General features: G+C 50.2%; 14 protein-coding genes. 4 read left to right on the top strand and 10 right to left on the bottom strand.

What is annotated here, in order from left to right; genetic code table 11:
- Positions 1-2: 2 nt before the first annotated feature.
- Positions 3-2075, top strand: a complete 2073-nt coding sequence (glyS, locus tag IC617_RS01915) for a glycine--tRNA ligase subunit beta (protein ID WP_191143280.1) — start codon at positions 3-5, stop codon at positions 2073-2075.
- A gap of 240 nt (positions 2076-2315) precedes the next feature.
- Complete coding sequence (locus IC617_RS01910) at positions 2316-2690, top strand: early set domain-containing protein (RefSeq protein WP_191143279.1); 375 nt, start codon at positions 2316-2318, stop codon at positions 2688-2690.
- A 19-nt stretch (positions 2691-2709) separates the two neighbouring features.
- Here IC617_RS01910 and IC617_RS01905 read toward each other — a convergent pair whose 3' ends face one another.
- From IC617_RS01905 to IC617_RS01865, 9 genes are all read right to left on the bottom strand, one after another.
- The gene (locus tag IC617_RS01905; RefSeq protein ID WP_191143278.1) at positions 2710-7962 is read right to left on the bottom strand and encodes a response regulator; all 5253 of its coding nucleotides are present in this window, start codon (positions 7960-7962) and stop codon (positions 2710-2712) included.
- 178 nt (positions 7963-8140) lie between these two features.
- Complete coding sequence (locus tag IC617_RS01900) at positions 8141-9301, bottom strand: glycoside hydrolase family 5 protein (RefSeq protein WP_224745707.1); 1161 nt, start codon at positions 9299-9301, stop codon at positions 8141-8143.
- 190 nt (positions 9302-9491) lie between these two features.
- Positions 9492-10820, bottom strand: a complete 1329-nt coding sequence (locus IC617_RS01895) for a sugar MFS transporter (protein WP_191143277.1) — start codon at positions 10818-10820, stop codon at positions 9492-9494.
- Positions 10821-10877: 57 nt separating this feature from the next.
- A complete protein-coding gene (gene nagA, locus IC617_RS01890) occupies positions 10878-12032 on the bottom strand; it encodes an N-acetylglucosamine-6-phosphate deacetylase (protein WP_191143276.1) in 1155 nt (384 codons plus the stop codon).
- A 15-nt stretch (positions 12033-12047) separates the two neighbouring features.
- Complete coding sequence (nagB-II, locus tag IC617_RS01885; protein ID WP_191143275.1) at positions 12048-13049, bottom strand: glucosamine-6-phosphate deaminase NagB-II; 1002 nt, start codon at positions 13047-13049, stop codon at positions 12048-12050.
- Between the two features lie 19 nt (positions 13050-13068).
- Positions 13069-13983, bottom strand: a complete 915-nt coding sequence (gene nagK / locus IC617_RS01880) for an N-acetylglucosamine kinase (protein ID WP_191143274.1) — start codon at positions 13981-13983, stop codon at positions 13069-13071.
- Positions 13984-14155: 172 nt separating this feature from the next.
- On the bottom strand, positions 14156-14392 hold the full coding sequence (locus IC617_RS01875; protein WP_191143273.1) for a chitobiase/beta-hexosaminidase C-terminal domain-containing protein: 237 nt from the start codon (positions 14390-14392) through the stop codon (positions 14156-14158).
- 8 nt (positions 14393-14400) lie between these two features.
- A complete protein-coding gene (locus IC617_RS01870) occupies positions 14401-17046 on the bottom strand; it encodes a TonB-dependent receptor (protein WP_191143272.1) in 2646 nt (881 codons plus the stop codon).
- Positions 17047-17420: 374 nt separating this feature from the next.
- Entirely contained in the window at positions 17421-18440 is a 1020-nt protein-coding gene (locus IC617_RS01865; protein WP_191143271.1) for a LacI family DNA-binding transcriptional regulator, read from the bottom strand.
- A 273-nt stretch (positions 18441-18713) separates the two neighbouring features.
- Between IC617_RS01865 and IC617_RS01860 the strand changes: the two genes are divergently transcribed.
- Entirely contained in the window at positions 18714-21284 is a 2571-nt protein-coding gene (locus tag IC617_RS01860; RefSeq protein WP_191143270.1) for a family 20 glycosylhydrolase, read from the top strand.
- 1 nt (position 21285) lies between these two features.
- The gene (locus IC617_RS01855) at positions 21286-22356 is read left to right on the top strand and encodes an acyltransferase family protein (protein WP_191143269.1); all 1071 of its coding nucleotides are present in this window, start codon (positions 21286-21288) and stop codon (positions 22354-22356) included.
- 3 nt (positions 22357-22359) lie between these two features.
- Here the strand turns inward: IC617_RS01855 and IC617_RS01850 are convergent, their stop codons facing one another.
- Positions 22360-22866 (bottom strand): MarR family winged helix-turn-helix transcriptional regulator, encoded by a 507-nt coding sequence (locus IC617_RS01850; protein WP_191143268.1) that lies wholly within the window; start codon positions 22864-22866, stop codon positions 22360-22362.
- Between the last annotated feature and the right edge of the window lie 14 nt (positions 22867-22880).

Genomic DNA, 22880 nt, shown 5'->3' with positions numbered 1-22880 from the left:
TTATGAACACCGAAAATCTCCTCGTTGAATTAGGTACAGAAGAGTTACCACCAAAAGCATTGCCGAAACTGGCAGCTTCATTTTGTAGTGGTTTTGAAGCCGGTTTAAAAAAGGCAGGTCTTGGCTTCGCTAAAATTAACTGGTTTGCCAGCCCACGCCGAATCGGTTTCATTGTCGAAGCGCTCGAAGCATCGCAACCGGACCGAGTTGAAGAAAAACGCGGCCCTTCGGTATCAGTCGCATTTGACGACAGCGGTGAAGCAACCAAGGCCGCATTGGGCTGGGCGCGCGGCAACGGCATTACCATTGACCAAGCCGAGCGCCTAAAGACTGACAAAGGCGAATGGCTACTACATCGAGCCGAAATCAAAGGCGCCAGTGTTGAGCAACTACTGCCTGAGCTGGTTGCTCAAGCAGTCAAACAAATCCCGATTCCGAAGCCGATGCGGTGGGGTGCGTATGACACTGAATTCATTCGCCCAGTACATACCCTCACTATCCTTTACGGTGCGGAAGTGGTCGATGCCACCGTACTCGGCATTCAGTCGGATCGTCTGGTTCAGGGTCACCGTTTTCATAGCGAAGGGCTGATCAGCATCGCACACGCTGACGAGTATCTGACTAAGCTAGAATCTGAAGGTAAGGTCATTGCAGATTTTGCAGCACGTAAAGCCGCCATTAAGCAGCAGGTAGAAGCTGCAGCGGCCGCAGAAAATGGCGTAGCCGATATTGATGACGAATTACTTGATGAAGTCGCCGCATTGGTTGAATGGCCGGTCACTTTGGTTGGTAGTTTTGAAGAAGACTTCTTGGAAGTGCCAAAAGAAGCACTGATTTACACCATGAAGGACAACCAAAAATACTTCCCAATGCTTAGCAAAGACGGCGCGCTCATGCCTCGTTTTATCTTTGTCTCGAACATCGAGAGTCAAGACCCAGCGCAAGTCGTTTCCGGTAACGAAAAAGTTGTTCGCCCTCGCCTCGCCGATGCGCGCTTCTTCCTCGAAACCGATAAGAAAAAGTCGCTCGAATCACGCATTGCCAGCTTGGGAACAGTGGTGTTCCAACAGAAGTTGGGCACATTGAAAGACAAGTCAGAACGCGTTGCTTTGCTAGCAGGCCATATCGCCGAAGCTTTAGACGCCAACAAACTCGAAGCAGAGCGTGCAGCCTTACTGGCAAAAACCGATCTGATGACGGAAATGGTCATGGAGTTCCCTGATGTCCAAGGCATCATGGGCATGCACTATGCGCGCAATGACAACGAGCCAGAAGCCGTCGCCATTGCTTTAAATGAACAGTACATGCCACGCTTCTCCGGCGACCAATTACCAGCAACAGACATTGGTTGTGCACTGGCTATCGCAGAGAAAGTCGACACCCTAGTCGGTATTTTTGGCATTGGCCAAGCGCCTAAAGGTGACAAAGACCCGTTTGCATTGCGTCGTGCTGCCATTGGTGCCCTTCGCATTATGGTCGAAAAATCATTGCCTTTGGATTTAGCTGAGCTAGCTACATTTGCCAAAGGTAATTTCCAAGCTGACCAACTCGCAAACGACAAAGTCGTTGACGACGTCGTTGATTTTGCTCTTGGCCGGTTCCGCACTTGGTATCAAGAGCAAGGCATCACAGCGGATGTCATTCAAGCGGTTTTGGCCAAGCGCCCAACCCGCCCAGCTGATTTTGATGCGCGTATTAAAGCGGTTAGCCACTTTAAATCACTGCCAGAATCAGCAGAACTAGCTGCTGCCAATAAGCGCGTTGGTAACATTTTGGCGAAAGTGGAAGGCGAAATTGCGCATACCATTGATGGCGCTCTGCTGTCCGAAGCTGCGGAAATTGCTTTAGCTGAGCAACTGAAATCAGCGCAAGACAAGGTTCAGCCGCTTTTCGGTGCTGGAGATTACCAGCAGGCATTAGTCGAATTGGCCAGCCTCAATGGCTCGATCAACGCATTCTTTGACGATGTTATGGTCAATGTTGATGATGCCGCAGTGCGAGCCAACCGTCAGGCATTGCTGCAAAATTTGCATCAGGTATTTGGTCACACGGCCGATATCTCACTCCTTCAGTGATCAGCAGTTTCAACGACTAAAGCTATCACCATTAACAAAGCCCATGCCTCTCACAGCATGGGCTTTTTCATATGACAACGACGCCCTCTTTGACTAGCCTTAGTAGCAACAACGAACAGAGGCGTTACCAACGTTATGCAATTGCGCTCGTCTACCAAGTCTCTTCACCTTACCCTTATGCTAACGGTCGGAGCTGCAATATTGAGCGGCTGTCAAAGTACCGCCCCCAAGGTCACTAAAGTGGAACCACCACCAAAACCCGCGATGGAAAACCTGTTATACCTACGCGCTGTTTTCACCTGGTGGGATGCTGAAGAGCAGTATCGTGTGAAGAAGGTGGGCGACAATCTTTATCGGGCGCAAGCTCGTCTCGTGGCTGACGGCGAATACTATGATTTCAAATTTGCCGATGCTGGTTGGTCACCGGATTTCAATTGTGGGTTCTTAACTAAAGCGGATGAGATCGTCGTAAGCAATGGACCGGCCGTGAAAGCGAACTGCAATTCAAATGGTGCTTACTTTCGATTTAACCCGAAGCAAACCGGCACCTATGGATTCTACTTTGACCAAAGTGCCGAGGTACCAGTGGTGTATATCAAGCCCATCAAAAAATAACTATGTTTCACGTGAAACATCACGCCTCGTTTGACCATTCTGGAGAGTCCAACAACGCCGCCAAATTCTCCCCTGCCTCATCAAAATCATATTGAGCCAAAGCAGACTCGATCGTTTTTAGTGCCGTTAGCGTGGCTTCATCTAATGCCTTGCTCATCAATTCATCGAGCATATCAACTGATTCGGCATCAAAATCATCAATCGCGGCTTTGAGGCGATTTAAAGAACTCAGCAGTTCTTCCTTAGCGATCACCTCTGATTGTTGTTCTGAACCACTAGTCTCTTCAACAGCCTCTAATGCAGACGCAATCACTGAACAAGTGATCTGCAACGCCGTTTCAGTTGCCATTAATAGCTCGTCGAGCTTTTCGGTCTGATATGGCGCGCTCTCGGTCGCAACTTGATGCAGGTAGTGCTCTAGGTGTTGCGAGCTCGCCATCAAATCATCAGCGCCAATATTGCCAGCAAGCCCTTTCAGGGTGTGAGCAACCCGCTCGGCCGTATTGAAATCATCACCCTCAACCGCCGTTTTCACATCATTAGCGGCACTCGCCTGAGACTCGCGGAAGCGCTGTAATAAACGAAGGTAGCTAGCGACCTTGCCGCCACAGCGCGCCAGTGCGGGCTCAGTATTAAAGCCAGGTAGGTGGGGCAATGCAGGCTCTCCATCGGCCGCCTTCGAACCGCTGTCAGAGGCCAGTTGAATTGCCTCTGGGTTCGGTGTGAATTTGGGCGCGATCCATTTGACTAATGTGCGGATCACTTCGTGCGGAACGATAGGCTTGGCAAGATGATCATCCATGCCGGCGGCAATACACTGGTCGATGTCTTTAGTCATGGCATTTGCAGTCATCGCAATAATTGGTAACGATTTATACTCATCATGCTGTCGAATCAGCTGCGTCGCACCATAACCATCGAGTACCGGCATTTGCACATCCATCAATACCGCTTGGTAGTCATTGGCTAGTACCATATCGACGCCTTGTTGGCCGTTATCAGCGACACTGACTGTTAAGCCTGACATCTCCAGTAACTCCACCGCAATCTGCTGATTGAGTTCGTTATCTTCGACCAACAGCACGTGGGCGCCAGCTATATCTCGTGCCAAGTCTTTATCAAGCGAAACACCTTGGCGCTGAGTTTGCGGTGCAACGCCCCCCATTGCCTGCATCACGCAATCATGCAGCGATGATGCAGTAACCGGCTTCATCAAATAAGCCGCAACATCTAGATGCTTGGCTTGCTGTTGCATCTCGTCACGGTCATAAGCAGTCGCCATAATGACCTTCGGTACTTTGCTAAGCTGATTCCCAGACTGAATGATTTGAACCAGTTCTACGCCATCCATCAATGGCATTTTCCAATCGATAATAGCCACATCAAATGGCGAGCCGTTGACCTCGGCCTCTTCGAGTAACTGAAGGGCTACTCTGCCATTTGAAGCCACTTGAGTGACCATGCCTAAACTAGCGCCGAGATTTTCGAAAATTTCCAACGCTGCGGAGCTATCATCAACCACCAATAATCGCAGACCATTAATGTCAATGTGCGACCAAGACACCCCCTCCGATTGCTGCATCTCGCCAACGCCAAACTGAGCAGTAAATGAAAACGTACTGCCAACGCCAGCTTCACTATCCACAGATATTTGGCCACCCATCATTTCAACTAACGACTTACAAATCGTCAGGCCCAAACCTGTACCACCATAGTTACGAGTGGTGGACGCATCGGCCTGCGTAAAACTCTGGAACAACTTGGCCTGCTGCGCTGCCGTCATGCCAATACCAGTGTCCTTGACGCTAAATCGAAGCAGCGCTGATGACTGCCCTGCCGCCTCAGTTTGGCTGACTAACTCGGCCGCGATAATGACTTCTCCTTGCTCGGTAAACTTAATGGCGTTGTTGGCAAGATTAATGAGAACCTGACTAAGGCGAAGCGGATCGCCAATTAATTGCACCGGAATATCGCTGGCAAAGTCGATCAACAATTCCAAGCCTTTTTGCTTACTACGGATGGAAACCACTTCAACCATTTGGGCGATAGTGTCATTGAGATTAAAGGGGATGGATTCTAAATCGAGTTTACCTGCCTCGATTTTCGAGAAGTCTAAAATGTCGTTAATGATGCCCAGCAATGAGTTAGCAGAATTGTGGATCTTGCTGACATAGTCTTCCTGCTTGCGACTTAATTGGGTTTGCAGTGCCAGATAACTCATACCAATGATGGCATTCATCGGTGTTCGAATCTCATGACTCATATTGGCCAAGAAGTCACTTTTCGCTTTGGTCGCTTCCTCCGCACTGTTTTTCGCCTGTTTGAGCGCTTCTTCGGCTTCTTTGCGACGGGTAATATCGCGAATCATCCCAGTAAACGCCCTTTCACCATCAATTTGCGATTCACCAACGGCAACCTCGATAGAGAATTCCTCACCACTTTTTCGAAAACCCGTGGTTTCTTTTGGCGCAGCGCTGGCGCTGGTTTGTCCATCTTCAACTTGCTGAGGCGAATCAATGCCACGATGAAACGGCTCAGCCATCAACACTGATAAATTCTGGCCAATGATTTCATCGCAGGTGTAACCAAAAATAGTTTCCGCAGCAGGGCTAAATTCTTCAATCACGCCCTCATGATTAACCACGATAATTGCATCCGAAGCATTATCAATAATTGCCCGGGTTCGGCGCATGGTGTGGCTAAGCTCCGTGGTACGCGCTTCGATCAAATTCTCGAGCTCGGCTTGTGAGCGGGTTAGTGCCAGATTAGCCCGTTTACCTAGACCAAGGGTAAACAAGCTACTGCCGAAGATGAGTAAGAGTGAGATGGACAACATGCCATAAATAGTGAACTGGAAAGTCACGTACTGGCCGAAGGCTTCTTCAACATCCATTTCGGCGGCAATACCCAGCGACAAATCACTATCCCAGGTCCAGCTTCCGACGACAGGCACGCCGCGATAATCGCGATAGCCGTCGATGTTGCTACCAGCAATAAGGCGCGTCACCCTCTCCGCCATAAAGGTCAACGGCCACTGTTCTCTCGGTAACACCGGCTCCTGCTGCGCAACCAAATCAACGCCAGGATCGGTGACTCTCAGGTTAAATAACGGATTGGCCGAGGGTTCAACTAAGCCAATCTCGCGCAATTGCTGGCCAAAACGCACGTTCGACACTAACAGCCCGTCTTTGTCGATGGCGTAGGTCTCACCGCTTTTGCCAATAAAGCCGGCCGATAACACTTCCGAAAAGCCACCGCTAGGCCTGATCCGCTTGGTCAAAATAGCAATCACCCGACCTTGGCTGATAATGGGCGCGGCAAAAAACATGGTCGGCGGATTGCCCTTACTATTGTCTTCACCCTCCAGTTTTACATCAGAGCGAATCGGCGGGATAAACACCCCCTCGCCTTTTAACACCCGTTCAAGCAATTCAGGTTTGACCCGAGCAATGAAATTGGCCGTGCCGATATTACTATCTCGGCGAGAAGACAGACTCATCCAGTCATCGGCATCGATGATAAAGAAGCCAAGCGAACCAGCTCGGCTTTCGTGTTTTTGAATAAACTGCCTGACTTGCTGCTGCAGTGGTGAATTGACCAAAGTTGCTCGATCTCGCGGCAGTGCTTTCAATTGCTCCACCAAAGTAATCAGCTGATTGCTACGACCGACAGATTTCAGCGACGTTAGCTCGTAGTCCACCCACGAGCGCAGCAATGAATGGGTGGAGTTCAGCAGCGTGTTGAGGTTGTATTCGGTCGTCGCTATCGTCTTCGTTTTCACGCTTTGGACAAAGCCGACCGAAAGGATCAGTAACAATAGCGAGAAGCCGGCTAACCCGCCCAACACCAGATATTTAAATTTGGCCGAGGCGAATCGCGCCGCCAGCTCCTTTTCATCCATCCGAAGCGTCAATTGATTGATCACCACACCGATCAGAATCAGCGCTGCAATGACAGCCGCAAATAACCAAATTAAGTTTTGATTAAGGGTCTCTAGCAAGCTGTTTTGCTCGCGATCGCGAGCGGCCTCCTTGGTCTTTATCCAGTGATTATTAGCCGCCACTAACTCTTCAGTAGAAAGGCTGTCCAAGCCTTTTTGAATGATCTGCCGTAATTCGGGGTGCCGTTTAGTGGAGAAAAAATGGAGTAACGAAGGCGCAATGACGTCTTGATCAATCTTGCGAAGCGAATCCAGACCGCGCTCGGCTAAGCGATCATCGATAATGACTTCCGACTCAATTAGCGCATCAACGGTGCCATCCAATACAAAGTTAATCGACTCTTCAATGTGTTGGGTTTCAACCACCGTGATGCCAGGCATGGCTGCCAATAATTTATCCTTGGTGATATAGCCCTTGGTGACAGCGATTTTGCCATTTAACAAATCAGCTTTTGTGCTTAAGTCATTACGGTCAGTTCGAACAAAAAACAGCTCGCGATTGATAAAATATGGGCTAGAAAAATCGCCAAATTCGGTGCGCTCCTCGCTGTAATAAATATCAGTAATGAGGTCGACCCCGCCCTCTTTAAAACCGTCAATCAACTCAGACCATTCGCCTTGCACCAAGTTAATTCGTAATCCGGTGTGTTTGACGATTTGGTTTAGCAACGAGCCAGCGAGCCCTTTCACTTCGCCATTTTCAAGATAAATAATCGGCGGCCAGTAATCGATACCAACATTCACCACATTATTGGCTATCCACTTTTGCTCCGCCTCGGTAAGCGCGATGCCTTCGGAGGTTTCAAGCAGTTGCGCATTTTTCTCTTGCTCTGCTAACTGGCTCTGAATGAGCTCAATGTAAGCCAGCAAATTTTCCATGTAGATGGCTTTATTTTGGTGGTATTCATCACTATTGATCACCGCCATCGCCGGTTGCCGTTGCCCCGCCTTGACCTTAGCAATGGTGTCCCGCTCCATGGCCACGAGCGCTTGATTGGCTTGCACAATCGATTGGATGAGTTGGGTATGTTGTTCTGGCGGGTCGACTAATAACTTTTCTAGCAAAGCATCAAGCGCAGGCTCATATTGTTGATAGCGGGTCAGCCATTTGTCATTACCAGAAAACGCATAGGACAATACGGAAGAGGTTAAAACCTCATCTAAATATTTGAGTTCTATTGATATTTTATCGAGTTCTTCAACATCTAGTGCGCCGGATTGTAGCGCCATCACAGATGCTGGCGGTGCGTTAGTTTCATCCGCTTGAACAACACTAACGACCGATAGGCAGATGACCAATAGTAACAATTGGAACAAACAAGAATGGCTCATAAGCTGTTGCTTTACCAAGACAAATAAAGGTTGCCCCTGCCGCATCGCATCTGAGTCAACGAAAAGACCGGGTATCGACTACATTGAGCATAATCGATAGCCGGCATATTTCCATTTTATCTATGATAATCAACATGCTGGATCACGCCATGACGGCGAAATCACGCCCACATAAAGATTATTTTTGGTTATGCTGTTGCATCTGCTGTTTGAAAAACGCGCCCTGCTCGGTTGGTGTGAAATCCCAGTCATGGATCATGGTAGGCCCCCAATCCGGATCGAACACCCAAACGCACCAAGATAAACCTTTGTTATTGGCGTACTCGGTAAACATCGGGCCATATGAGCCGTCATCAATCACAGGCACATGGGCGCCATAGCCGCCAGCCTGCACCCAGCCAATTTCCGTTGCAATCACCGGATAGTCATCGGCCATAAAGCCCCAAACCTGATCCCAAGCGTTAAAGATATTGGCTTTGCTGCGCACTTCAGGTTTGGCTTTCATCGGATACGGGTGAGCGGCGTAAGCAACATTCGGCCGCCGCACCGGTGCTTTGGCGAACGGTCGCAAGTCATATGCCCAGTTAAATCCAGCCACCAGCGGAATCACCTTGTCATCATAGGCGCGGATCAAGTCGATGTTGCTTTCCAAAAATTCTAGCCAGTCGTCCCAAGCGATATCGCCGAGGCCATTGGCAACCCCCATGTAATTAACCGTCGGCTCGTTGAACAACTCATACACCGCCATAGTGGGCACGTCGCGATAACGTAACGCCATATCAGCCCAGAAATTTCGGGTCTCGGCGAGTGAAGTTTGATACATCGGGTGCTGGAATAGCTCATCTTCCACATTACCAATGGAGTGCCAGTCCAAAATTAAATAGATATCGTATTTATTCGCCCAAATGACCGCTTCATCGAGCCGATCAAAATACCATTGCTTGCCATTTTTGCGCCAAGCTATTGGATGAACGGGAATACGAATGACATTGGCGCCCCATCGCGAAATTTCTTCGAACAAAGACTGCTGCCATTGTCCTTCGCCCACCAACTTGTCGGGATCGGCAATATTTAAACCGCGAAACAAAAACGGCTGGCCTTGCTCATCGACAAACTGCTTACCGTCAATCGCAATATGGTCTTGTTGCTTGGTCAGCAGCTTGACATCAAAACTGGCCGGATAAGGGATATTCCACCAACCTGAGCCTTCAACCGAGTGGGCATGATCGCCCGGCTCTCGCTCCTTATCTTTCTTATCCATTGCCGTTGCCGCCGGCAATAGGGCGAGCGAAACCAACGCGACTGCAGCAGCCACACATTTATGATTGAAAAAATCCATGTTCCCCCCAACAAAGTATAATCACATGAAAACGTTTTCACTTTTCATAGAAAGAGTCAAGTCTTGTGTGCTTAATGGCGGAGGGAGTTAGCAGAAATGATAACCAAGATGGCAAATCGATGAGTAAAACAAGAGAAAGTGGCGAGCGTCGATAACCAAGCCTCAGCCACTTTCTCAACAAGTTAGACGCTTACCAATGGCGTTTTTTGTGGCCAACCATGCCGTAATACAGAATAAACAGATAGCATGGGATCACCATCAGGTAGGCATATTGGGTGCTGCCTAAATGAGCCAGTTTGCCGAATACCAAGGGCAAAATAGCACCACCAGAAATGCCCATAATCAACAGTGCCGAACCTTGTGCAGTGTATTTACCCAATCCTTCAAGAGCTAACGGCCAGATGGACGGCCACACCAGTGCATGGGCGAGGCCCATCATGGCAACAAAGGTAACCGAATCGGGGATCACCGGAATACCGCTCCAGCCCCATAAAAGCGACGCAATCACGGTGCTATCGGTTGACGAAAACACCACACCAAGGCCGCATAAAATACCGGCAATGGCCGAGCCTTTTAGCGCCTGCTCCTGCGAGATAAACTTTGGAATACAAGTAACACCGATAATGTAGCCAATCACCATAAACACCATGGTGTAGGATGTCAGCGAAGCAAAGTTGGCAACGCTGAGCCCTTCGCCATACAAACCAATGGTGTCACCGGCAATCACTTCGACTCCAACGTAACTAAACAGCGAAACCGCACCCAACACAACTTGCGGAAAATGCCATATGCCGGCTTTGTCATTACCGTGGGCATTATCGTCGCCCTCAAAATCAAGTTCTGGCAACGAAGAAAATTTGATTAAAGCAATCAACCCGCAGAGCACGATAGCCATTGCCAAATAAGGCATAATCAAGCGCTGAGACAATTCACTGAAGTGCTGCTCACGGCTGGCCGCATCCATTGCCGCCAGCGCTTCACTGGAGTAATTACCCAAGCCGGAAAGGATCACCGCAGTGAACACCAATGGCACAATCACCCCAGCTCCTTTGTTAATCAGCCCCATAATGCTAATCCGCATGGCAGCACTTTCGCGCGGACCAATGTGGACCACATAGGGGTTTGAGGCGGTTTGCAAAATGGTCAGACCGGTACCGAGCACGAACAAGGCTAACAAAAACACTAAAAAGTTGGCGCTAAAGGCGGCAGGAATAAACAATAATGCGCCAATTGCCATAATACCCAGCCCATAGGCCATGCCATTTTTATAGCCGGTGCGTTTCAACAAGCTCGACATCGGCAACGCCATCAAGGTGTAGGCAATGTAAAAAGCAAAAGTCACAAACAATGCCTGAAACTCGTTTAGCTCACAGATGATCTTGAGAAATGGGATCAGCGAACCATTGAGCCAGGTGACAAAGCCAAAAATGAAAAACAGAATCCCGATAATGACCATAGGGACAAAGCTTGACGGCTGTCCGGTCTCCACAGATTTATTGGCGTCGGTTACGGTAGTCATACTCTCTCCTAACGATTTATCTTTATTATCTTTGGCTGCTCAGCGGCCTGAATCTTTTTAGCCAATTGCTGTGCTGTCTCGGTGGTAAATACATTCACCGGCAAGCCAGGTTTGCTGAACCATTAAAGCTGCATCCAACACCACGAAATTGGCCCGTTTACCCGCCCCAAGACTGCCCACTTCATCGGCCAATAGGGCAAACTCGGCAGGATAACGACTCGCCATTTTGAGCGCGTCGACCAGCGGCAAGCCTAACTGCGACACGGTATTGCGAACGGCGGCCGCCATATCCAACACGGAGCCAGCTAACTCACCGGTTTTGGCATTCAAACGATCCTCAGTGCGAATGATCTCCTGACCATAAAGACTAAAGCTTGGTTTACTATCGCCAACCGGCGGCATAGCATCGGTCACCAGCATCATTTTGCCGGCGGCTTTGGCAGCAATCGCAAGCTGCAAAGTGGCAGGGTGAACATGGTGACCATCGACAATCAGGCCACACCAGGTGTGGTTATCGAGCAGTGCCGCGCCCACCATGCCCGGCTCGCGCGACTGCAAGGGCGACATGGCATTAAACAAATGGGTGAAACCGCGAGCGCCAGCCGCAATAGCCGCTTGCACCTGCTTAAAAGACGCATTGGAATGGCCGAGACAAACCAGCACACCGTGCTGTGTCAGCCGCGCAATCTGCTCGGTACTGACATTCTCCGGCGCCAAAGTCACCACCACTTTGCCCAAGTCTTGGCGAATAAACTGATCAAATTCGCGTTCAGTTAATGGCCGGATGTGGTGTTCGGCATGTACCCCTTTGCGCGCCACGCTCAAATGGGGACCTTCAAAGTGGATCCCCAGCACATTGTGCTGGCCTTCTGCGATAGCCTGACTAACGGCATCGGCCGCTTGGGTCATCACCTCAATATCGTCGGTGATCACAGTCGGCAATAGCCCCGTGGTACCAAACTGAGCATGAGCTTGGCCAATGCGGTTGATTGCACTGGCGGTAGGCGTCTGATTAAACATCACCCCACCACCACCATTGACTTGTACATCAATAAAGCCCGGTACCACCAAACCGTCGACAAAGGTCATGGCGGCATCAATAGTAGCGCGCGGTTGGATCTCGCTGATCCAGCCGTCCGTTACCTCAAAGGCAACATTGTCGAGCAGTTGCTGACCGTCGAAGAGCTGTTTGGCGAAGAAACGTTGTGTCATGGTGATCTCTTGCGATTACAGGGTTTTAGTGACTTTCTTTAAGCCTTTAGGCTCATCAGGATTAAACCCCATTTGGGTCGCAATGCCAGCAATATCGAGATAAAAGCGTTGCAACACCAGCAATGGTGCCAAACGCGGATGGACGTCACTAACAACCTGATGCAAATGGCTAACCGTGGCGCCCCGCTGTTCAACTTCTTTTATTTGTTGACGGTGAGCCTGCTGCGCTTCATCAGCAATATCGCAATCGATAATGGTGAGTTGCTGCTCCACTAACGTCACTGGGCCATGCAAAAATTCGGCACTGCTAAAGGCCTCAGCATGAATCGAACAGACCTCTTTTAGCTTCAGCGCCAACTCTTTGGTCACGGCATAACCGAGCCCGCGGCCCAATACCACTAAGTTCCGCTGCTTGCCAATTGCTGCCAACGACAGCTGTGGCGCGCTCTCAATCACTTGCGTCAAAGCCGCAGGCAACTTGGGTAAAGCATCAATCAGTGACTGATTATTGCTCCAATACGCGGTCAATTGCAGCAAAGCCGATAAGGTCGCCAAATAGCTTTTAGTTGCCGCCACTGAGTTTTCAGGACCGGCAGACAGTGGCAGTACATCATCGGCAAGCGCCGCCAGTGGCGAGCTTTCATCATTAACTAGGGCCAGACAATAGGCTCCGGCGGCTTGGCACATTTTGGCTTGCTCCAGAATATCTGGGCTGCGACCCGACTGCGAAATGGCAATCACTAGGGTATCGGCCAATTTCAGTGACTTACCATAAATGCTGGCAACTGACGGCGCCGCTGGGGCAACCGGCACGCCGGTTTCGATTTCAATCAGGTATTTGGCAAAGACCCCTGCATGATCGGACGAGCCGCGACCGATAATCATCACCATTTTGGGCGGCATTTGCTGCAACCGCTTGGCGATGGTCCGCACTTTATCTTGATTCTTAGCGAACTGCTCAGCAACAACCTGTGGGGTTTGTCCGGCTTCTTGCTCCATCAGAGTTTTTGTATTCATCGTTTGTCTTACCTACTTATTAGCTAGCTCGATTGGCTGGCTGCTGCTGAATTTGTTGTTGGGCGAATAACACCGCGCCCACTTCCGGTGGCTTGATGGCCGGCTGAACCTGCGCAGAGATGGCTTCATCCAGCCAGTTCGCGTACAGGCCGGTCAGGCCGCCGATCATGGAAATACGCGGCGGATTCACTTTCCGTAAGCGTTCAATCACCGAACGAATGTAACCGGCGCCTTCCGCAACAATGGCCATGGCAATCGGATCACCTTGATCGGCAGCGTCGAAGACCAAGCCGGCAAAACGAGCATAGAAATTGGCATTTTTGCCGACAACGGCTTCAACCAACTCAACATCACTTTGACAACCAAGCTGGCTGAGCAAGCGCTCGGGTAGCGTTGAACCAGCAATTAAACCGTCCAGTGCTTTTAGGGTTTTTTGCACAGCTTGCAGGCCAAGCCAGGCGCCGCTGCCCTTATCACCATGGGGGAAGCCATGGGCACCAACCATGGTTTGCTGACCATTAACCAAGGCGTAGCCGCAAGAGCCGGTGCCGGTGATCACCACCGCGCCATCATGGCCGTCATGGGCGCCCAAACAGGCAATGTGCAAATCCGTAGTGAGAAACATGGCAGCAAATGGATGCTGCCAGTCTTCAATCTTTTGAAAGTATTTCGGCAAATTGACACCGGCAAGCCCGACACCAGCGACCAACTGGCTAAGCTGCTCTTGCGGTAATCGTGCATCGGCGAGTGCCAGCTTGGCGGCACAGGAAATGGATTCAATTGCTTGCGCGACACTGTGTGTTGGATTCGCAGGGCCTGCCAATCCAACGCCAAGAGTTTCACCAGAACCATTCATCAGCACAGCCTTGCACTTGCTGCCGCCACCATCGATTCCTAAAAACAGTTGTGTCGATTTATCGTTATTGGTTTGCATTGAAATGCCTCTTTAAATCCAATTCAAAGCAGCTGTTAAAACTTTGTTATGCGCTTTGAAAACTAATCCTAACCCAAAAATGACAGCGCTGTCATTTTGTTTTTACCCAGTTTGTGTCATTGAATTGGGACAATTTCCTAATTCGTTGTTTTTCATTTGAATTAATCTTTTTCTAACGATTGTTTTGATAACGACTAATGCGGCTAAAACGCTCGCCGCTGACTGACCGGCTACGTAACTCCGTTGTTGCATTATCGGGTATAGGATGTTGATATTGCTGCCATTTACCGCCCAACTGACGGTATTCAATAGCCACATCTGGAAATGGTACATAGGCATGAAGCTTGCCGTCAGCAAGCTGGTGGCTGATTGCAGATTGTTGACCACCATCCATGGTGGTCAGGTACACACTTCTGTTTAGAAGGTCATATGGACACCGGCCACATAGCGTCTGCCGTTTTCATAAATCGACATCACGCGAGCTTTGCTGGTGTTGTACTCGACGATTTGCTCATCGTTCAGGTTCATTGCTTCAAATACCAGGCTGATGTTGTCAGTCAGGTTGTAGCTTGAGCTGAAGTCGACCTGACCAAAGCTGTCGTTCCAGACTTCGTCGCCTGAAAAATGCAGGCCCTTGTACCATTCGCTGCGGTAGTTATACATCAGGCGCGCACCAAAGGTTTCGGTCTCATAGAACACTGTGGCGTTGTACATGTGCTCCGAAGCACCTTCCACTAAACCAGAGCCAGCAATGGATTCGTCACGTTCCTGATCGTTATCAGCATTGGTATAGGTGTAGTTCGACGCAATACCAAAGTTGCCGAATGCCTGCTGGTAGCCAATTTCGATACCATCGGTAGAGCCACCTAAGCCATTTTTCGGCTGGGTGACGGCAACATCAACCCACTCTTCGTCCTGCTCGTTGTAGAACTCCTGAATGGTGACACCGCTAGTCCGGTAGCTTTTCACATCTTTATAGAAGTAAGTCACCGAGACCATGGATGCATCGTCAAAGTACCACTCCCAAGCAATGTCGAACTGATTGGCGATTTCAGGGTCAAGATTTGGGTTACCCGCGGTTGCTGTGGGGTACTCAACATTCAATGCGCCGACCGATACCGTTGGTGCCAAGTCTGAGAAGTTCGGGCGAGCCATGACGCGGCCTGCAGCAAAACGAAGCACCTGATCATCCGTTAAATCAAACACCAGATTTAAGCTTGGCAATACTTCAGTGTAAGAGCGGCTTTCGCTTACCCACTCCATGTAAGAAGGCGTGAGCCATTCGCGGTCAATGGTGTGGAAGCCCCATGAATCACTGCTGAAGTTGTAGCTTTCTGAGGTTTGTTCGGTATCAACCACACGAACACCCAAGTTACCGCGGAAGTATTCACCAGCGAAGCTTGCCTTAACGTAGGCCGCGGTGATCTCTTCGTTAATGGCCCAGATTTCAGCTAGATTGTTGCTGATGGCATAGTCGGCCTGCTCACCAAAGCCCAGTTTCCAGAAGGCTTTTTTGCTGCCATCGAGCTGGTTGATGATATTGCCGCCAACGACATCGCTGGCCACTTTATGGACTTTACCGGCTTGACCACAGGTATCTAACGTTGGGCAGTTACCAAACGCCTCTGCCATGTAGTTTGGATAATCAGGGTTGTCAGTGGTTTCTGGACCATGCCAGCTGTAAGCCTGACGATCCTGACTACGGTCATGGTCACGATATTTAGCGCCCACTTTAATCTCGTTAAAGGCGCCAAAATCGATTGGAATCGAGAGATCGATCTGAGCGTACTTTTCTTCATCTTCGGTTGGCTTATTGCCACCCCAGGTCCAGTTCTGGCCCCAAACCGAGCCGTCCGTTGGATCCGCTTCAACATTAACAATCGGCTTCCCGGTCAAATCAAAGTCATAGCCGGCAACAATGTTCGGCACAAAGCTCCACGATGTTTCGTTGTAAGTACCACCCTCGGCATCGGTATAACCCACTTGAGCATGCAACGAGTAGTTTTCAGCATCGTAGTTCATTTCGAGATCATAAGAATTGGTCTCGGTGCGCGACTCACGATTAATGAAGTCCCACTCGTACGAACCATCAACCACCGATGCGGCCTGGACATTGGTGCCACTGAGCTCAACGTTTTCCAGCTCGCCCAAGTCGTTCTGAGGCCGGATCAGCAAGTTAATGTTCTGGTTATCCGATTCCAATTCAGAAGTCAGAATGTTCAAGGTAAAGTCGAGCTCAGCAAACGGTGCGTACTGGAAGCTGGCGAAAATCGTTTCACGCTCGCGGTCCTGACGGAAGATAGGAGCACCGATGTCTTTTGGCGCCTTGATGCCGTCTTCATCAGCTGGAGTCCAACCCAGTACCTCTAAACCTTCACGCTGTACGGTGCGATCTTGTTTCACTAGGGTAATTAAAGCGCCGAAGGTTTCTTCGTCGTTTTTCCATGAATACAGCACATCAACCGATGGATCGGTTTCTTCTGACGATTCAGAATACAGCGCTTCGAGGCCAATCTTGACGGTGTTGGCATCCAATTCCAGCGGCTTGCGGGTGTTCATAATGACCGTACCGCCGATTGAGCCTTCGTCAATGTCCGCTTCTGGTGACTTGTACACTTCCAAGCTTTTCACCAGCTGAGATGGCAGCAAGGTGAAGTTAAAGCCACGCGATGGCTGATCGAGAATAAACCAGTCGGCTGTGGCCACGTTTTGGCCGTTAAGTAAGGTCCGGTTTTTGGTTGGACCTGAGCCACGAATGGTAATTTTCTCGCCTTCACCAAACTCTCGGCTGATACCGACACCGGTAATACGTGACAGCGATTCGGCAACGTTTTTATCGGGGAACTTACCGATATCTTCGGACGTAATGGCATCAACAATGGTGTCAGCATAGCGCTTGGTATTGATGTTCTGCTTGAGGCTGCCGCGAATGCCGGTGACTTCGATCACTTCGGTCTCGTCGGTGCTTACTTCGTCTGCCAATGTGGCGGTGCTCGCTGCGCCAGCGAGGATCGAAATGATGCTGGTCGCCAACAATTGTTTTCTGAAATTTGTCGATCTCATTGCCCGTTCCCTTCAGATTATTTTTTATTTAAAAACTTATTGGTGTTCACGTTCGATTCAAAATGACAGCGCTGTCATGTGAGTGATTAAAACTTACACTCAATAATTCTCATTTGCTACAACAAATTAATAAATTAATAACAAAAACAAATTATCACCTTGAAAAATATCACTTTATTTTTGGAATGAGAGATTTGACATATGGCCAAAATGAACCACCTCAGCAACAAATCAGGCCAATTTCGAGTAACGAACAACGACTTTTAGACGGGCAAAATGGCGTCAGATTGACGCCAACAAAACGGTCATTTCAGGTTAAAAAAGAGAGTGAACGGGCAACCTCAACACGGCCAAAATCGACGCCAAGATTGTCCTCAAGACAGAGCCTGTTGGCTGGAATCGCGAACCACCAATTGTGGGGTAAATTGCTTGCAAATATCTTGGGCAGATTGATTTCGAGTGTTGGCAATCAGTAGCGAGGTCGCTTGGCTGGCAATCTCCAGATTGGGCTGATGGGCCGTGGTCAGCTTTGGCCAAGTTTGTCGCGAGAACGGGCTATCCTCAAAGCCGACAATCGACAACTCTTCAGGGATACGGATGTTTTTCAGCCGCGCCGCAAACAACGCACCGGCGGCGGTTTCATCGTTACAACAGAAAATGGCACTGGGTCGCTGGCTTAGCTCCAATAGCTTGTTAGCCCCAGCAACGCCCGACTCAAACGAGTAATCGCCATCAACCACATAGTGGGCCGGCGCCGCGATATGGCGCTCGCTCAGCGCCGCCTGATAGCCCGATAGACGCTCAAAGCTCGACTGGTGCTCCTCGCTACCGCCAATAAAAGCGATGTCTTTGTGGCCAAGGTCAATCAGGTGTTCGGTCACATCATGAGCGGCCTGGTGATCATCAATCACCACGCACGACTCATCATTCTGTTGTCGCGATCCGCCAGAAATAATTCGCACGTAGCGAACATCAAGAGCATCAAGCATGGCAATGACTTCTGGCCGCTCCGAAAACGGTGGCGTGAGCACCAAGCCAGTGACTCGCGATTGCTTAATCATCTCTTTGATTTCATCGAGAATGCCGCTGGATTTGGAATTGCACGGATGGATCACCAACTCAAAGCCCTGCTTTCTGCACTCCGACAAAATGCCATTTTGCATATCAATAATGTAATAGGCATTGGGGTTGTCGTAGATAAACCCAATGGTGTACGACTTAGTACCAGCGAGATTTCTGGCCGCCTGATTGGGCTGATAATTCAGCTCAGTCACTGCAGCCATGACTTTGTCACGGGTATTTTGGCGAACACTTTCTTCATTATTAATGACGCGAGAAACGGTTTTGATCGAGACGCCGGCAAGTTTGGCAACGTCATTAATAGTGACTTTCATGTTTCAGATCTATATCCAAAGTGAGTGGCTATCCGAATCAATAGGTTATTGCCTTCCCCCCCAACCAGCAACTGATTATTAGAGCCTGTTGATCATTGCTGCAAAAACACACAGCAAAGATCAACAGGCTCTAAACGCTACTGCACACTTTCAGCACAATCATTTGCAAAGCCAAAGGCATTTGATAGATTAATTGACAGCGCTGTCATCTGATAATGAATCAACCAAACCAATAACCAGAGCATTACCAGCAGCACAATGAAGAGAATAAACGTGAACAAATACCTAATCGCTACCAGCCTGCTCAGCCTCCTGCTTTTGGGGTGTCAGAAGCAACCCGAGTCCACACCTGCGACCCCAGCAGAGATTGCCGCGCAGCTGCATGTGCACTATCAGGTTGTCAGTAACTTTGGCCACCAATGCCAGTTTGACGGCAGTTGTTTTGACGCCGAGCTCACCCTGACCTTGCCGTTTGATAGCAAGGCGACCGACTGGGCGATTTACTTCAGCAACACCAAGCCGATTCGCTACCACAACAGCGAGCTGTTCGATTTGGTTCATCTCAACGGCGACTTGCACAAAATCACCCCGACGGCTGCATTTACTGGCTTTAACGCCAACCAAGCTTACGTCATTCCGTTTCAGGGCATTGCCGCCTCGGTAACCAAAAATGATGTCATGCCGAATTTCATCTATGTCCAAGATGGCCAGCCGCCACAAATTATCGCCGCAACCGTCGAGCAATATGATCCAGCAACGGGCCTCTGGTCCCTACCCCACGCTGGCGAATTTGAGCGTCCAGAACAATGGCGCCGAAGTGACAATGACAATGTACCGCTAGCGACCAGCAGCTGGCTCTATCAACAATACGCCAGTCAGATGGCCGAGGCAGATGACGCCAGCAATCGAGTGGTGCCATCGCTCAAACAAAGTCAGTGGCAATCGCAACGCGTTGCCATCCAACAGGGTCTGGCATTGCAGTTTTCATTGCCCCCCGTGCTACAACAGGCGGTGCAGGATGCAGGGCTGTTGTTGTCGGATGGTGGCCTGACCGTTATCCACAACCACCAACAGATGCCAGCGGAAAGCTACGCACTCGACATAAGTACCGACCAAATCACCATCCGCTCTGGCGATGCCACAGGCACCTACTACGCCATTCAGTCCTTGCTGCAGCTTTATGATGCGGCATCGCAAAGCTTGCCACTTGGTCAAGCCCAAGATGAGCCGCGCTATGGCTTTCGCGGCGTGCATGTTGATGTTGCGCGTAATTATCATGACAAGGCGTTTCTACTGCGATTAATCAAACAAATGGCAGCCCTGAAGTTCAATAAACTTCATTTACATCTGGCCGAAGATGAGGCTTGGCGACTGCAAATTCCGGGCTTGCCTGAGCTGACCGAGATCGGTGCCCGCCGCTGTTTTGACTTAGCCGACGAGCAATGTCTGCTGCCACAGCTGGGTGCAGGTATCGACCCAAATAGTCAGGTCAATGGTTACCTGACGGTCGAAGATTACAAAGACATCCTGCAAGTTGCTCAGCAACATCATATTGAGGTGATCCCATCGCTTGATATGCCGGGCCACTCTCGCGCCGCAGTGCAAGCCATGGAAGCGAGATACCAACGCTTGATGCAACAAGAAATGCCTGAGCAAGCCATGACATACATGCTGATTGATCTTGCCGATACCACTGAATATTCCTCCATTCAGCATTACAACGACAACACGCTCAATCCTTGTATTGATTCAACCTACAACTTTATTGCCAAGGTACTGAGCGAAATCGACCAAATGCACAATGACGCTGGCGTGCCACTCAAGCGCTATCATATTGGTGCCGACGAAACCGCCGGAGCCTGGGTTGAATCACCGGCCTGCCAGCAGCTGATGGATGAGCAAGGTATTGCTGAAACCCAAAAGCTGACCGCTTATTTTATTGCCCGAGTCACCCAGATGGTCAATGACATGGGCGTCATGGCTGCGGCTTGGAGCGATGGCCTAAGTCATGTTGAGCCGATGAAACTGGGCAGCCGAATTCAGTCTAATTTGTGGGAGCGACTGACCCACGGCGGCCAGCACATGGCCCACCAAATGACAAACTACGACTGGGACACGGTGCTGTCATTGCCGGACGTGCTTTACTTTGATTTCCCTTACATGCCACACCCAGAAGAAAGCGGCTATTACTGGGGATCGCGCTACACCAGCACCTTCCAAGTGTTCCAATTCATGCCAGATAATTTGCCAGCCCATGCTGAATTCTGGCTCGATGGCAATGGCAACCCGTATACCAGTGACGATGCCTTACCTCTCGAAGGCGGTCGCACAGTGAGTGGCATTCAGGCTCAGCTATGGAGCGAAACCTTGCGCCATGAAAGCCAAGCCGAATACATGCTGTTTCCTCGCCTTATTGCCGTTGCCGAGCGCGCTTGGCACCGCCCCGACTGGGAGATCCCGTACCAGCCAGGCCAAGCCTACTCGCAGCACACGGAGTTTTTTGATGACGCCAAGCAACACCAGCAGTTGGCCGACTGGAATGGCTTTGTCAGCGCCATGGTCAACAACATTTTGCCGCAGTTAGAGGCTAATCAGGTGTTCTACCGGTTGCCTCCTCCAGGCGCAATTGTCGAACAAGGGCAACTGCTTACCAATGTCCCTTGGCCAAACCTAGACGTTGAATACACCCTCGATGAGGGCAACAGTTGGCAGCCCGTCAACGGCTCGGTGGCGGTACCGGCCAATCGCAAAATTGGCGTTCGCTCGCTGGCTCAATCAACTCGACGTGCTAGCCAAACCATGTGGCTGCAAACACCAGCGCAAACGGCAGCAGGAAGTCATTAACATGGCCCAGCGTGAAGTCAGTCTCGACATTTTCCGAGGGCTTACCCTCGCGGCAATGATACTGGTCAACACGCCGGGTAGCTGGTCGCACATTTACGGCCCTCTGCAACATGCGCCATGGCATGGCTTAACACCAACGGATCTGATTTTTCCGTTCTTTATCTTTATTGTTGGCGCCGCCATGTATCACTCCATGCGCAACAGCGTTGGCCAACCGAACACTTGGCTGCGCATCATTAAGCGCTCAGCGCTGCTGTTTGTGATTGGCGTGGGCCTTAATGCCTTCCCGTTTAACGAGCCGATCGCTGAGTTACGTGTGATGGGGGTACTGCAACGCATTGCGCTGGCCTATTTGCTCGGAGCTCTGATCATTATCACGCTGCCGAGAAAAGCCTTGTGGTTGGTCTGCGGTGTTATCTTGCTGGGTTACTGGGGACTGCTGAATCTGGTCTCCGCGCCCTATCAACTGGCAACCAATCTGGTGCGACAATGGGATCTGGCGTTGTTGGGCAGCAACCACTTGTATCAAGGGTTCGGCCTGCCCTTTGATCCGGAAGGCTTAATCAGCACATTGCCTGCAGTTGTGACGTTGCTAATGGGCTATCTAACCAGCGCCTTGTTGGCCGAAGCCAACAATCCAGCCAGCAAAATCAAAACTTTGTTATTGCTGGCTTTATCGGCGATGGCAGCCGGCTATATTTGGAGCATCTGGCTGCCGATCAACAAAGCACTTTGGACCAGCTCGTATGTACTCATCACCAGCGGCTGGGCGTGGCTTATTCTGGCGGCAATTGTTTATCTAACAGACGTAGGCAAGCTGACTTGGGTTTTTCGCTGGATGCAAATCTACGGCACCAATCCGCTGCTGATCTACATTCTGGCTTGGCTTTATGCCGATACCCTGCATTTGATTCCATGGTCTGGGCAAAGCGCTTACCAAGCGCTGTACGATGGTTTGAATCTGTTTCTGAGCGATAAGAATGCGTCACTGGCCTTTGCTGTTCTCGCCGTTGCGCTGTTTTACGGCCTTTCCCATTGGCTGTATCACAAGCGTTTGTTTATCAAGCTATAGCGATCACTGATTCTTCGCCTGCTTTGCCACTGGCACCGCAGGCCGGTCGATTTCGCCGACATCCAGCACCGGTGCCGCATCAATACTTTCCGCATCCATCATCACCGCAAGGCGCTGTAAAGACGCCAGAATCATCGACTGTTCCCAGTCTTCCAACTCTTTAAACTGCTGGACAAAATTTTCCTGCAGTGGCGCCGGTGCCGCTGCGACCTTTTCAGTACCCTGCTCGGTCAGGCTTACCAGCACTTTACGCCGATCCTGCTCGGAGCGTTGGCGGCGAATCAGTTGCTTGGCCTCAAGTCGGTCTAAGATGCTGGTCATCGTGGCCTGGCTGAGACTAATCTCATTGGCCACTTCTCGGCTAATCATAGGCCCACGACTGTTCAGCGCTTGTAGCACCAACAACTGCGGCGATGTCAGGCCAGAGGTTTTATTGAGATAGCGCGAGTGCAAATCGGTGGCACGGATTAAACGGCGCAACGAAGCAAGAACAAGTTCGTAATTTTCCATGAAATAACAGAGAC

The organism is Neiella litorisoli (assembly GCF_014773395.1).
Classification (GTDB): Bacteria; Pseudomonadota; Gammaproteobacteria; order Enterobacterales; family Neiellaceae; genus Neiella; species Neiella litorisoli.
This window is presented reverse-complemented; position numbering and strand designations above follow the sequence as displayed.